The 13,148-nt window shown below is 67.4% G+C and carries 11 protein-coding genes and 1 pseudogene; 5 read left to right on the forward strand and 7 right to left on the reverse strand.

The genetic code is table 11. The annotated features are described in order from the left end of the window. The first annotated feature begins 80 nt into the window (after positions 1-80). Together mfd and QI450_RS03430 are read left to right on the forward strand one after the other, a co-directional pair. The gene (gene mfd, locus QI450_RS03425; protein WP_226773650.1) at positions 81-3,764 is read left to right on the forward strand and encodes a transcription-repair coupling factor; all 3,684 of its coding nucleotides are present in this window, start codon (positions 81-83) and stop codon (positions 3,762-3,764) included. 6 nt (positions 3,765-3,770) lie between these two features. After that, positions 3,771-4,601, forward strand: a complete 831-nt coding sequence (locus QI450_RS03430) for a metal-dependent hydrolase (RefSeq protein WP_226773649.1) — start codon at positions 3,771-3,773, stop codon at positions 4,599-4,601. A gap of 68 nt (positions 4,602-4,669) precedes the next feature. On the opposite strand, the gene QI450_RS03435 is transcribed toward QI450_RS03430, so the two are convergent. From QI450_RS03435 to QI450_RS03450, 4 genes and pseudogenes are all read right to left on the reverse strand, one after another. Beyond that, positions 4,670-4,903: a hypothetical protein gene (locus QI450_RS03435; protein ID WP_226773648.1), complete on the reverse strand. Its 234-nt coding sequence runs from the start codon at positions 4,901-4,903 to the stop codon at positions 4,670-4,672. 57 nt (positions 4,904-4,960) lie between these two features. After that, positions 4,961-5,644, reverse strand: a complete 684-nt coding sequence (gene deoC / locus QI450_RS03440) for a deoxyribose-phosphate aldolase (RefSeq protein ID WP_226773647.1) — start codon at positions 5,642-5,644, stop codon at positions 4,961-4,963. 167 nt (positions 5,645-5,811) lie between these two features. Continuing rightward, complete coding sequence (locus QI450_RS03445) at positions 5,812-6,672, reverse strand: FAD-dependent oxidoreductase (protein ID WP_226773646.1); 861 nt, start codon at positions 6,670-6,672, stop codon at positions 5,812-5,814. Between the two features lie 149 nt (positions 6,673-6,821). Continuing rightward, positions 6,822-7,310 (reverse strand): annotated as a pseudogene (locus QI450_RS03450) (winged helix-turn-helix domain-containing protein); the annotation flags it as partial. On the opposite strand from QI450_RS03450, the gene QI450_RS03455 reads away from it, so the two are divergent. Further along, the gene (locus QI450_RS03455; RefSeq protein ID WP_309485670.1) at positions 7,297-7,587 is read left to right on the forward strand and encodes a nitrite reductase (NAD(P)H) small subunit; all 291 of its coding nucleotides are present in this window, start codon (positions 7,297-7,299) and stop codon (positions 7,585-7,587) included. The pseudogene QI450_RS03450 and the gene QI450_RS03455 sit on opposite strands and share 14 nt — an antisense overlap. 9 nt (positions 7,588-7,596) lie before the next feature. Here QI450_RS03455 and QI450_RS03460 read toward each other — a convergent pair whose 3' ends face one another. Further along, positions 7,597-9,342, reverse strand: coding sequence for a phospho-sugar mutase (locus QI450_RS03460; protein ID WP_226773645.1), 1,746 nt, complete (start codon positions 9,340-9,342; stop codon positions 7,597-7,599). Between the two features lie 135 nt (positions 9,343-9,477). Between QI450_RS03460 and QI450_RS03465 the strand changes: the two genes are divergently transcribed. Further along, entirely contained in the window at positions 9,478-9,954 is a 477-nt protein-coding gene (locus QI450_RS03465; protein WP_282359420.1) for an Rrf2 family transcriptional regulator, read from the forward strand. Positions 9,955-9,958: 4 nt separating this feature from the next. Here QI450_RS03465 and QI450_RS03470 read toward each other — a convergent pair whose 3' ends face one another. Then, on the reverse strand, positions 9,959-10,777 hold the full coding sequence (locus tag QI450_RS03470) for a purine-nucleoside phosphorylase (RefSeq protein ID WP_226773643.1): 819 nt from the start codon (positions 10,775-10,777) through the stop codon (positions 9,959-9,961). Between the two features lie 117 nt (positions 10,778-10,894). On the opposite strand from QI450_RS03470, the gene QI450_RS03475 reads away from it, so the two are divergent. After that, complete coding sequence (locus tag QI450_RS03475; protein WP_226773642.1) at positions 10,895-12,310, forward strand: NAD(P)H-quinone dehydrogenase; 1,416 nt, start codon at positions 10,895-10,897, stop codon at positions 12,308-12,310. Between the two features lie 11 nt (positions 12,311-12,321). Here QI450_RS03475 and QI450_RS03480 read toward each other — a convergent pair whose 3' ends face one another. Next, positions 12,322-13,014, reverse strand: coding sequence for a hypothetical protein (locus QI450_RS03480; protein WP_226773641.1), 693 nt, complete (start codon positions 13,012-13,014; stop codon positions 12,322-12,324). Positions 13,015-13,148 lie beyond the last annotated feature (134 nt).

The raw sequence follows: 13,148 nt of genomic DNA on the forward strand, positions 1-13,148 counted from the left end.
GGCTGGAGGTACCCGGAATTCTCGCGAATTTCGGGTATTTGTGTTGCCTGCACCCCGTGATCCCTTCAGGAGCAACAGCTATGAGCCTCAACGGCCCCACTCTCACCGGTCTGCGCCGTGTCCTTGCCGAAGACCGGAACTACGCCCGCGTCCGCGCCGAAGCCGCCCGCGGTTTCGCGGACCGCAGCGAGGACTACCAGATCAGTGCCCCCGCCGGCCTGCGTTCCGCCCTGCTCGCGGAAATGGCTGACGGACTGGCCGCGGCCGGGACCAGCACCGAAACCCCGGCGGCCGGCAGCACCGATGGCAGCGGCCCCGAGCCCGTCGTCCTGGCCATCACCGCGACGGGCCGTGAAGCCGAGGACCTGACCGAGGCGCTGCGTGCCTTCCTCCCTGCCGACGCCGTCGCAGAGTTCCCCAGCTGGGAAACCCTCCCGCACGAACGGCTCTCGCCGCGCTCGGATACTGTGGGCCGGCGCCTGTCGGTACTGCGCCGGCTGGCACATCCCGAATCAACCACGGCCGGCAGGCTGCGCGTGGTAGTGGCCCCGGTCCGCGCCGTGGTCCAGCCAATCGTGGCAGGCTTGGGCGAACTGGCCCCTGTCACCCTGAAGGTCGGACAGGAGGTCCCTTTCAGCGACGTCGTCCGGAACCTGGCCGACGCCGCCTACGCCCGGGTGGACATGGTGACCCGCCGCGGTGAGTTCGCCGTCCGCGGCGGGATGCTTGACGTTTTCCCGCCCACCGAGGACCATCCCATCCGGGTGGAGTTCTTCGGCGACGAAGTAGACCAAATGCGTTGGTTTGCCGTCGCCGACCAGCGCTCGCTCACCGGGCCCGGGGTGCACCACCCCACCGAACTGCACGCCCCGCCGTGCCGCGAGATTCTGATCACCCCCGCCGTGATGTCCCGCGCCGCGACACTGAAATCGCAGCTCCCCGCCGCCGCTGACATGCTGGAAAAAATCGCCGGCGGCATCGCCGTCGAGGGTATGGAGTCCCTGGCCCCGGTGCTCGTGGACGCCATGGTGCCGTTCTTGGACCAGTTCCCGGCCGGTTCCATGGCGGTGGTGATCGAGCCCGAGAAGGTCAGGACCCGCGCCCATGACCTTGCAGCCACCAATGAGGAATTCCTTGAGGCAGCATGGTCCACCGCATCCGACGGCGGGACCGCGCCGCTCGATTTGAGCGCCGCGGCGTCCGAGGCGCTGCACTCGGCCAGTTTCCGCTCGCTCACGGAAACCCGTACCGCTGCCCTGGCACACGAGGTGTCCTGGTGGTCGATCACCTCGCTGGCCACCGACGAGGAATTGCTGCCCGACGTCGACGTGCTGAACCTGCACGCCCGCGAACCCCGCGGCTACCAGGGCGACGTCGCCGAAATGATGGACTTCATCGGCTCCCGGGTGCGCGGGCAGTGGCGGATCGTTGTGGTCACGGAAGGCCCCGGCCCTGCCCAGCGGCTCGCGGAACTCTTCCACGACCACAACATTCCCTGCGCCCGGGTCGACGCCCTGGACGAGGACCCCCAGGCAGGGCTGATCGAGGTGACAACGGCCGCCGTCGGACGCGGTTTTGTCCTGGACCCGCTCAAGGTTGCGCTGCTGACCGAGGCCGACCTGCTGGGCCGGACGTCCGCGGGGTCCACCAAGGACATGCGCCGGATGCCGTCCAAGCGGCGGAACGCCGTCGATCCGCTGCAGTTGGTGGCCGGTGACTCCGTAGTCCACGAACAACACGGCATCGGCCGGTTCGTGGAGCTGATCCAGCGCAAGGTGGCCGGCGGCGGCGACGGGGTGCGCGAGTACCTGGTGCTCGAATACGCGCCGTCCAAGCGCGGCGCCCCGGGCGACCGGCTTTTTGTCCCCACTGACCAGCTTGACCAGGTCACCCGCTACGTCGGCGGGGACACCCCGGCGCTGAGCAAGATGGGCGGCGCTGACTGGGCAAGCACCAAATCCAAGGCGCGCAAGGCGGTCAAGGAGATCGCCGGCGAGCTGATCCGGCTCTACTCGGCCCGGATGGCCTCCCGCGGGTACGCCTTCGGCGCGGACACCCCGTGGCAGCGCGAACTTGAGGAAGCGTTCCCGTATGTGGAGACCCCGGACCAGCTGACCACCATCAACGAGGTCAAGGCCGACATGGAGCGGGAGATCCCGATGGACCGGCTGATCTCCGGTGATGTTGGCTACGGCAAGACCGAGATAGCGGTGCGGGCGGCGTTTAAGGCCGTCCAGGACGGCAAGCAGGTGGCCGTACTGGTGCCGACGACGCTGCTTGCCCAGCAGCACTATGAAACGTTTACCGAGCGGTTCTCCGGCTTCCCGCTGGTGGTCAGGCCGCTGTCCCGTTTCCAGAGCGGCAAGGAAGCGAAGGAAACAGCCGAGGGCGTTAAGGTCGGTTCCGTGGACGTGGTGATCGGGACCCACCGGCTGCTCTCCAAGGACTTCGCGTTTAAGGACCTGGGCCTCGTGATCGTGGACGAGGAGCAGCGCTTCGGCGTCGAACACAAGGAGGCGCTCAAAAAGATGCGCACCAACGTGGACGTCCTGGCCATGAGCGCCACCCCGATTCCCCGGACCCTGGAGATGTCGTTGACGGGAATCCGCGAGACCTCGACGCTGGCCACCCCGCCGGAGGAACGCCACCCGGTCCTGACGTATGTCGGCCCGTACACGGACAAGCAGACGTCCGCAGCGATCCGCCGCGAGCTGATGCGCGAAGGCCAGGTGTTCCTGGTGCACAACCGGGTCTCCAGCATCGACCGCACCGCGGCGAAGATCCGCGAGCTTGTCCCGGAAGCCCGGGTGGAGGTGGCGCACGGGCAGATGTCCGAGAGCCGGCTTGAACAGATCATCGTGGACTTCTGGGAAAAACGCTTCGACGTGCTGGTCTGCACCACCATCATCGAGACCGGCCTGGACATCTCCAACGCCAACACGCTGATCGTGGACGGGGCGGACAAGTACGGGCTCTCGCAGCTGCACCAGCTGCGCGGACGGGTGGGCCGCGGCCGGGAACGGGCCTACGCATACTTCCTGTATCCCGTGGAAAAGCCGCTGGGCGAGGTGGCGCTGGAACGGCTCAAGGCCGTTGCCGCCCACAACGAGCTTGGCGCCGGCATGCAGCTGGCCATGAAGGACCTTGAGATCCGCGGGGCCGGCAACCTCCTGGGCGGGGAACAGTCCGGCCATATCCAGGGCGTTGGCTTCGACCTCTATATCCGCCTGGTCGGCGAGGCAGTCGCGGAATACCGCGGCGAGGCCGAGGAGAAAGCCGCGGAAATGAAGATCGAGCTGCCGGTCAATGCGCACCTGCCGCACGACTACGTGCCGGGCGAACGGCTGCGCCTCGAGGCATACCGGAAGCTCGCCGGGGCGATTACCTACGCGGCGATAGATGAGGTGCTCGCCGAGCTGGTGGACCGCTACGGCGAATTGCCGCTGCCGGCGACGAACCTGATCGACGTTGCCCGCTTCCGGGTGGGGGCCCGCGAGGCCGGGCTGTCCGACGTGGCCCTGCAGGGCAATTTCATCAAGTTCTCCCCGGCTCAGCTGCCGGAGTCCAAACTCATGCGGCTCACCCGGATGTACCCCGGAGCACAGTCCAAGCCGGCCCTGGACGCGGTGCTCATCCCGAAGCCGAAGACCGCCCGGATCGGCGGCCGGGACCTGCAGGACGCCGAGATCCTCGAATGGGCCAACGGCGTCATCCGCAACATCTTCTCCGACGCACCACTATCTGCCGCGCCGGCGGTGACGTAGCCGGTGATGGGAGGACACCACGCCGCGTCGGGAGCCGCGGCGTGGGTTGCCGTTGCGTCAACTGGCCCCTACGCGATGGGCTGGTATCCGCTGGATGCTACCGGGATCCTTATCGGCGGGATGGCGACGGCGGGAACAGCGCTTGTCTGCGACTGGGACCACCGCTCCAGCACTGTGGCGCACTCGCTGCCGCCGCTGTCGAACATAATCGCGGTCGGCATCGAGAACGTCTCCGGCGGGCACCGCCAGGGCACCCATTCGCTGCTCGGTGCGGCGTTTTTTGTACTGATCGCGGCGCTGGCCGGGCAACTCCAGCTTCAGACGGACTGGGGCCTGCTATCGGTGGGCGCCGGACTGCTGTGTATGTTTATGATCAATATCGCCGCGAAGGCGCTGAAGCTCTTCCCGAAGTACGGTTGGATCAGCAACTGGGTCTTCGCCCTCACGATGGCCGGGCTGGTGACTTGGTTCGCGCCGCACCAGTGGGGCTGGCTCCCGGTCTCGATGCTGACCGGCGTGCTGGTGCACATTGTCGGGGACATGATCACCACCGGGGGAGTGCCGCTGCTCTGGCCGATAGTGGTCAAACCGCCGAAGTTCCTGCGCAAACTGCCGCTGCTCAAGAACGTCTGGAGGGCCAACGGCGCGTTCTCCATCCCGCTGCTGGGCCGCGCCGGTTCACGCCGCGAATGGTTCATCCTGATCCCGGTCAGCGCCTATGCCATGATCGGGATGTTCGGCGCCGCGCTGGCCCTGGCCAGGGAGCACTGGCCCGCCGCGGCCGCGCTGGGCACCGGGCTCACCGAGAGCCTGATCGGGCTGCTTGCCGGGGCCTGACGGACACCTGGTTAAACGGCTGAAGCCCCGGAGATCCGGGGCTTCAGCCGTAAAAGTCCGGTGCTGCGTTAGTTTTCGCCGGCGGAGTCCGAGCGGCCAAGAATCGTCTGCGGGATCCAGAACGCCGCGGCGAACAGGACCAGGCAGGCGGCCATCGGCCACGGGTTGCCCAGCGTCAGGAAGTTCAGCGAGTACAGGGAACCGCCAAAGAGGACCATCATCAGGACAAACAAAATGATGGTGGAACCGAGGCTGTTCTCGTTCTGCGGCGTCTGCTGGGTCTTGGCGGTATTGCTGGACATTCGTTCGTTCCTCCTCGGCCCCGTAGGGCTCAAAACTGTGGCGGCTGCCGGAGCGGATCAGTACGCGGACGAACCCTGTTCACCGTTGACGATCGCGATTCCGGAGCTGGCGCCAATACGTGTTGCACCTGCAGCAATCATAGCCCGTGCATCGGCGAGCGAACGCACCCCGCCCGAGGCCTTGACTCCGAGGTCAGGGCCCACCGCGCGGCGCATCAGCGCGACGTCCGCAACGGTGGCGCCGCCACCGTTGAAGCCGGTGGAGGTCTTCACAAAATCGGCGCCGGCCTCGACGGCCGCTTCGCAGGCGAGCACCTTCTGGGCGTCGTCAAGCAGGGCGGTTTCGATGATGACCTTCAGGATCGCGCCGCCGTCATGCACTGCGGTGGCCACGGCCCGGATGTCATCGGCCAGGGCGCCCTTGTCGTTGGCCCGGGCCGCGGCAATGTTGATCACCATGTCGACTTCTTCGGCACCGTCCAGCACGGCGCCGCGGGCCTCAAAGGCCTTGACGTCGCTGGGGGTGGCACCGAGGGGGAAGCCGACGACTGAGCACGTGAGCACGTCTGTTCCCTTTAAGGCCTTTTTGACCGTCTTGACCCAGACCGGGTTGACGCACACAGACTTGAACCGATACTCGGCGGCCTCGGCACAGACCGAGAGGATCTCAGCTTCGCTGGCCTCCGGCTTGAGCAGGGTGTGGTCGATGTAGGAGGCAATGTTCGCGGCTTCGTCGCTCATGGTGGTCCCTTTCCTGGCGGGCCTGGGACTGGGATTTAGCCCCTGAGTTGTCCCTTCGGGGGCCTTGTGGGCCTGCAGACACCGCATTCTTCGTCGCTTCTCAGGTGTCCATCTTGCCACAACAGGACCGTCGCCCGCGGGCGTCCGCCCAGCCGGCCGGCAATGGTTCAGGCGGCCTCCGAGAGGAACTCCGGCAGGCCGTCCTGAAGCAGTTGCGAGGCGCACACGGAAGCGGCGGAGGAAGCGGCCACCAGCAGCCCCAAGCGCACGCCGTCGAACACTGCGGCGTCCCCGATGGCCCAGATTCCAGGCACGGACGTGCGGAAGTCGCGGCCGATGACGATGCCGCCGTGCCGTGCTGTGGTGAGCCCGGCACTGACCGCGAGGGCGTCACGGGCAATCGGTTCCTCGGCCAGAACCACCAGGTCCGCGGCCATCACGGAGCCGTCCTCGAACACAAGACCGCCGGCGGGGGGTGTGGAACCGGCAAGGTTGGGTACCACGGAGGCCGGACGCCGCGTGGTGCGGATGGGGCGGATACCACGGGCGCGCAACACAGCCTCGGCCTGACCCGCGGCGGTCCCGGTGCCAACCAGGATCCCCAGGGGCCTGCGGCCCAGGACGCGGGTGATATCCCTGACGGCCTCGCCCAGCCGGGCCGCGTCATCGATGGTGGCGTAGTTCAGGCACCGGCCCTCACCTGGGAGCGGGGCGCCGACGGGCGAGGACCCGGTCGCGATCACCAGGTGGTCGTAGTTGAATTCCAGGCCATCCGAGGTCGTGACGCAGCGGCTGTCCGGGTCGATGTAGCTCGCCGGCTGGCCAAGCCGCACGGAAACCTGCGGGAGGGCCGCGAGTTCCAGCAACTGCCCGGAAGCATCATCTCGATTGCTCAGCACTGTAATCCCGCCGGCGAACGGGGTCCGTGTGAGCTGGCGGACCAGGGCCTGCGCGGCGGGGCCGGCGCCGGCAATAACGATCCGGGGCCGGGCAGCTGACGGAGCAGGAACGGGGGAACTGGCGGACATGGTGAGGCCCTTTCGATGGCGGCCGGTGGTGTGGCCGGAGTCCTTGATGGTCCCCAGCCTAGGCGGGCGATCTTTCCGGGGTGTTTCACCGGTGTTGCCGGATTTTGGGGTTCCGTTTCCCAATGTTTACCAGCCGGTAATGGCGTGCGTCACACGCCGATCCGGTAGCCGCGCTTCACCACGGTTTCCACCAGCCGGCCATCGGGCAGGGCGGAGCGCAGTCTGCTGACGGTCATGTCCAGGGCGTGCACGGAACCGTGGAGTCCCAACAGCTCGGAGAGTGACTCGCGGGACAGCACAGCGCCGCCGGCGCCCAGCAGCGCCCGCAGCAGCAGCAGCTGGGCCGGAGTCAGCTCGACCGGACCACCATCGATCCGCAGGGAGCGGCCGCGGAGTTCCACCCGGCCCGAGACGGTATCCAGGCGGCGGACGTGGTTGAGGGCAAGGTGCTCCACCACGAGCCGGATCAGGGCGCCCAGCCGGAACCGGTCCGGGACCAGCGGCTGCAGCCCGGCATCGATCAGCGGCTGCGCCGTAATGGGACCGACCACTGCGGTGGCGACAGTGGTCTTCAGGCTCGCCACGAGTTCCCTGTAAACGCCCATCTCGTGCGCCGTGCTCCACATGGCATCCACGGCCTGGGGCGAGGCGGCGCTGATTGCCGGGCACCAGGTGGCATTGTTCCGCACGGCAACCGGCGAGGTGTTTGCGGTCGGCCACGAGGACCCAGCCACCGGGGCGCACGTGATGGCCCGCGGGATAACCGGCTCCCGCGGGATGCGCCACACGCTCGCTTCACCGCTGCACAAGGAGGTCTATGACCTCGCAACGGGGGAGTGCCTGGGCAAGCCGGGCCTTCGGCTCCCGACCTTCGGTACCCGGATTGTGGGCGGGTGCATTGAGGTCGAGCTGTAGCCCCGGAGGCTACAACCCGAGCGCCTCGCGGACATCTGCCAGCACGCCGTCAAGCGCGGCGCGTGCCTCGTGCCGCGCTGCGGGCAGCTCGGCGGCCGATCCGACGTTGCGGATGACCTCCAGGTAGCACTTGAGCTTCGGCTCTGTGCCGCTGGGGCGGATGATGATGCGGCTGAGGTCCTTCGTCAGGTACAGCAGGCCGTCGGTGGGCGGCAGCTGATCGCTGCCGTCCGCGAGGTCCGTGATGGATTCGACTGCGGAGCCGCCAAAGGACTCCGGCGGGCTGACGCGCAGCCGGTTCATCATGGCGTCCAGCAGGCCCAGGTCTGCGACCCGGATGCTGAGCTGGTCGCTCGCATGGAGCCCGTGCACCAGGTAAAGCTCGTCGAGGGTGTCGAAGATGGTTTTGCCCTGCGCCTTGGCCGCGGCCGCGAATTCCGCGATCAGTACCGCCGCCGAGATCCCGTCTTTGTCCCGGACCAGGTCGGGGGCGACGCAGTAACCCAGCGCCTCTTCGTAGCCATACAGCAGGCCGGGAACGCGGGCGATCCACTTGAAGCCGGTGAGGGTTTCCTCGTGGGCGTAGCCTGACGCAGCCGCGATCCGTGCCAGCAGCCGCGAGGACACGATCGAATTAGCGAAAACACCTGCCGTGGTTTCGGTGCTGCCGGCGGCTGCCAGCCGGGCCACGATGTGCGCGCCGAGCAGCGCGCCGACCTCGTCGCCGCGCAGCATCCGCCAGGATCCGGTATCGGGGTCCTTGGCAGCAACCGCTGCGCGGTCCGCGTCGGGGTCGTTGGCGATCACGATGTCCGCATCCTCCCGGGCCGCGGTCTCGAGGGCCAGGTCCAGGGCGCCGGGCTCTTCGGGGTTGGGGAAGTTCACGGTGGGGAAGTCCGGGTCCGGCTCGGCCTGTTCGCTCACCACCGTAACGTTGGCAAAACCGGCCGCGTGCAGCACCGCGACGGCGGTTTTGCCGCCCACCCCGTGCATCGGGGTCAGGACGATGTTGAGGTCGCGGGCCGGAAAGTCCGCCGGCATGGCCAGTGCCGCGGCGGCGGCCTCGTAGCTGGCAACGATGGACGGATCCAGCACGGTCCATCCCGCCGTGGCGAGGGCGACGCCGGACAGCCCGCTGACCGCATCGATTTTGGCTGCGATCAGGGCGTCGTAGGGCGCCACGATCTGCGCGCCGCGGCCGCTCTCCTCGACGGCGTGCCGGCCGAGGTACACCTTGTAACCGTTGTCCTGCGGCGGGTTGTGGCTGGCGGTCACCATCACACCGCCGTCGCACTCCAGCGCCCGGACCGCGTAGGCGAGCAGCGGGGTGGGCAGGGCTGACGGCATCAGGAAGGTGTTAATGCCGGCAGCGACGAGGATTGCGGCGGTTTCTTCCGCGAAGACATCCGAGTTGTGCCGTGCGTCGTAGCCGACGACGGCGCGTGGCCGGGTGCCGGGGGCGGCGTGGGCGACCGTGCCGGTCAGGAAGGCCGCGAAGCCTGCTGCGGCGCGGCGGACCACCATGCGGTTCATCCGGTTCGGGCCGGGCCCGAGGGCCGCGCGTAGGCCGGCGGTGCCGAACTGCAAGGTTCCGCTGAAACTGTCCGCGAGCTCCTGGCGGGCCGACGCGGCGCCGTCGTCGGCGAGGCGGATCAGTTCGGTCAGGGTGGCGGCGGTGGCGGGATCAGGGTCCTGGGTGGCCCAAGCCCGGGCGTCGCTCAGCAGTCGGGCGAGTTCGGCATCAGAAGACGTCATAGCAACCAAACTAGCCGCATTAGCGGCGGATGCCTTCCCGACAAGCGAGAGTCCCCTGAAAGATCGATCACAACCGGCTGGTGCTCCGGGCCTTGACAGCTATTTTTCCGGACACGTAGCGTCTGGAACATGAAGATGGGCCGGGGGGTGGAATGGGCCGTTCACAGCTGCGTTAACATGGCTTGGACACCGGCCGGCGAGGCGGTTAACAGTGCCCGGTTGGCGGAGTATTACAGCCTTCCGGGTGCGTATCTGAACAAGCAGCTCCAGGCGCTGGTCCGGGCCGGTATCCTTGTTTCCGTTTCCGGCCCGCGTGGCGGGTTCCACCTGGCGCGCAGGCCGGAAAACGTTACAGTCCTCGATATCGTGCTTGCCCTGGAAGGTGCCGGTCCGGTGTTCCGTTGCGAAGGCATCATGGCAAGCGTCCCGGATGCCGACATGGAGCGCAACGTTGTCCGGACCTGCCTGATCTCCCAGACCATGCGCCAGGCCGAACTCGCCTGGCGGCAGGCCCTGGCGCGGCAGACCATAGCCGGGATAGCGGACTCGATGGATCGGCGTTTCCCGCAGGACAGGCGGAAGGCGCTGCGCTACCTTGCCGTGGGGAGCTGAGCCCTTAGAGCTTGGCGATGATCTCGGCGAGCAGTTTGGAGATCCGTGGTCCGGCTGCCTGTCCCGCTTCGAGGACTTCCCCGTGGCTCAGGGGCAACGGGCTGATGCCGGCGGCGAGATTGGTGACGAGCGAAATGCCGAACACCTCCATGCCCGCATGCCGGCCGGCGATGGCTTCCAGGGCGGTGGACATGCCCACCAGGTCCGCGCCGATCCGCTTGGCGTACTGCACTTCGGCCGGGGTTTCGTAGTGCGGGCCGGTGAACTGGGCATAGATGCCTTCGTCCAGCGTGGGGTCGACTTCGCGGGCCAGGCCACGGATCCGTGCGGAGTACAGGTCGGTGAGGTCCACGAACGTGGCCCCTTCGAGCGGTGAGGTGGCTGTGAGGTTGATGTGGTCGCTGATCAGCACGGGAGTGCCGGGCGTCCAGTCCTCGTTGAGGCCGCCGCAGCCGTTGGTCAGGACGAGGGTTTTGCAGCCGGCCGCGGCGGCGGTGCGCACCCCGTGGACGACGGCGCGGACGCCCTTGCCCTCGTAGTAGTGGGTGCGTGCGCCCAGGACCAGCGCGCGTTTGCCCTCCGTGGTCAGCACGGAGCGGATGGTGCCAACGTGGCCCACCACCGAGGGGGAGGAGAAGCCGGGGACTTCGTCGGCGGAGAGTGTCGCCGTGGTTTCGCCGATCAGTTCCGCGGCGTCGCCCCAACCCGAACCGAGCACCAGCGCGACGTCGTGGGCGTCGACGCCCGTCTCCTCGGCGATGTAGTCGGCGGCGGCGCGGGCGGCGTCGAAGGGGTCTGTGTTCAGGAATTCTGTTGTACTCACCCTCATAAGTTATCCTGCCGGCCGGGTACTGCCCAGCGCCGCGCGCTGTGTTGTGGGCTGTTCTGGGCGGGCGGGATTCTTGGTGGTGACGGTCCGGATGGTGGACAATGGCTGATTGTGACTACGCATCCCGATTTCAGCTCACCCCGTATCGCAATCCTGGGCGGAGGGCCCGGCGGCTACGAAGCAGCCATGGTTGCAGCGTCCCTGGGCGCACAGGTGACCATCATTGAACGTGCGGGGCTCGGCGGCTCAGCGGTGCTCACCGACGTTGTTCCGTCCAAGACCCTGATTGCGACGGCGGACCTGATGACCCGGGTCGGCGAGGCCGGTGAGCTCGGCGTCAAGTTCGACGTCGACGGCGGAGACTGCACCCCGACGATGCGCGCGGACCTCAAACACATCAATGACCGCTTGCTGCGGCTGGCCCGGCAGCAGTCCACCGATATCCAGCGCGGCCTGGAAAACCAGGGCGTCCGGATCATGCTGGGATCCGGCAAAATGCTGGACAACCACACCATCGAGGTTCTCACCGTCGACGGCACCGAGACCATCGAAGCGGACGCGATCCTGCTCGCCGTCGGGGCACACCCCAGGGAGTTGCCCACCGCCCGGCCGGACGGCGAGCGGATCCTGAATTGGGCGCAGATTTACAACATGGATGAGCTGCCCGAGGACCTGATTGTGGTGGGCTCCGGTGTCACCGGCGCCGAGTTCGCCTCCGCCTACAACGGGCTCGGGTCCAAAGTCACCCTGATTTCCAGCCGCGACCGGGTGCTGCCCGGCTCGGACACCGATGCCGCCGAGGTGCTGGAAGGCGTCTTCGAACGCCGCGGCGTCAAGGTCCTCTCCCAGGTCCGCGCAGAGTCCGTCGAGCGCACCGCGGACGGCGTTATCGTCACCCTCGGAGACGGCTCCCAGGTCACCGGCAGCCACTGCCTGGTCGCCGTCGGCTCCATCCCGAACACCGCAGGGATCGGCCTCGAGGAGGCGGGCGTCGCGCTCACCGGGAGCGGGCACATCAAGGTAGACGGCGTCTCCCGCACCACAGCGCCGAACATTTACGCCGCCGGCGACTGCACCGGTGTGCTGGCGCTCGCGTCCGTCGCCGCGATGCAGGGCCGGATTGCTATCGCGCACTTCCTGGGCGACAGTGTGGCCCCGCTCAAGCTGCACCAGGTGGCCTCCAACATCTTCACCTCGCCCGAGATCGCCAACGTGGGTGTGTCCGAGGCCGAGATTGAATCGGGCAAATACCAGGCCGACGTCGTGAAGCTCTCGCTGCGCAGCAACGCGCGCGCCAAGATGCGCAACCACCGGGACGGTTTTATCAAAATCTTCGCGCGCAAGGGTTCCGGCACCGTCATCGGCGGTGTTGTGGTGGGTCCGAACGCTTCCGAGCTGATTTTTGCGATCTCCCTCGCGGTCACCCAGAAAATGCACGTCGACGACGTCGCCAGCACCTTCACCGTCTACCCGTCGCTGAGCGGGTCGATCTCCGAAGCCGCCCGGCGCCTGCACGTCCACATGTAGTCTGCGGCGGCTCAGGAGCAGGCGTAAGGCGGGACCGTGTCCCCGGCACCGAAAGGCTGGAACCAGTGCTCGAAGCCCAGTTGGTCGGCGTCGTCCTCCAGGACGGCGAGGCCCTCTGAGTACAGCGCTGCACTGTCCGCGTCCGCCAGCAGGACTTCATCAACCTGTGCCCGCCAGTCGGCCGGGAGGTCGAGTTCGTAGATATCCTCGGTGATCTCCGCCTGGTCGAGCAGGCAGCGGACGGCGAGTTCGGCGGCAAGGCACCCGGGTGCGGTCCAGCCACGGACCAGTGAGGCTGTTACGTCGGCGGCGACGACGATGAACTTCTGGGTGAACTTAGCGTCGTAGCTGGACGCAAACTGTGGCGGCAGCGAGGACAGCACGGAGGTCCCGGCGATTTCGGACGCCGTGACGGACTGCAGCTGGCTCAGGTTACCCAGGTCGCGGAAGAGCTGGTCGATCAGGATGCTGGAGGAATTCCACAAGAGACCGGCGAGAAGTCGGGCCTGTTGCACTTGTTGCCCGCGGTCCTCTGGCCCGAGGGCTACCATTTCAGCCAAGTCTTCCGGGTCAAACTGGAGCCGCTGTTCCGGCGTCATGTCCGCCGGATGTGGGTCCAGGCCCAGCAATTCCAGGCTCAGCCCGGTCAGCTTGTCGGCGTCGGTCAGGAGTTCTTCGGTGATGTCGTCGTCGTCGGCGCTCATGGCCCCGATGCTACCGGGCTTCCGGCCGATGCCCGATTCCCGTGACGCGGAAGCCGATAACGGGCCGCGGCTGGCCTGATGCCGTCTGGACCCGGAACGAGGGCCGCTGACTGCCGGCGAACCGAACCCGAGGC

This window comes from Arthrobacter sp. EM1 (assembly GCF_029964055.1).
GTDB lineage: Bacteria > Actinomycetota > Actinomycetes > Actinomycetales > Micrococcaceae > Arthrobacter.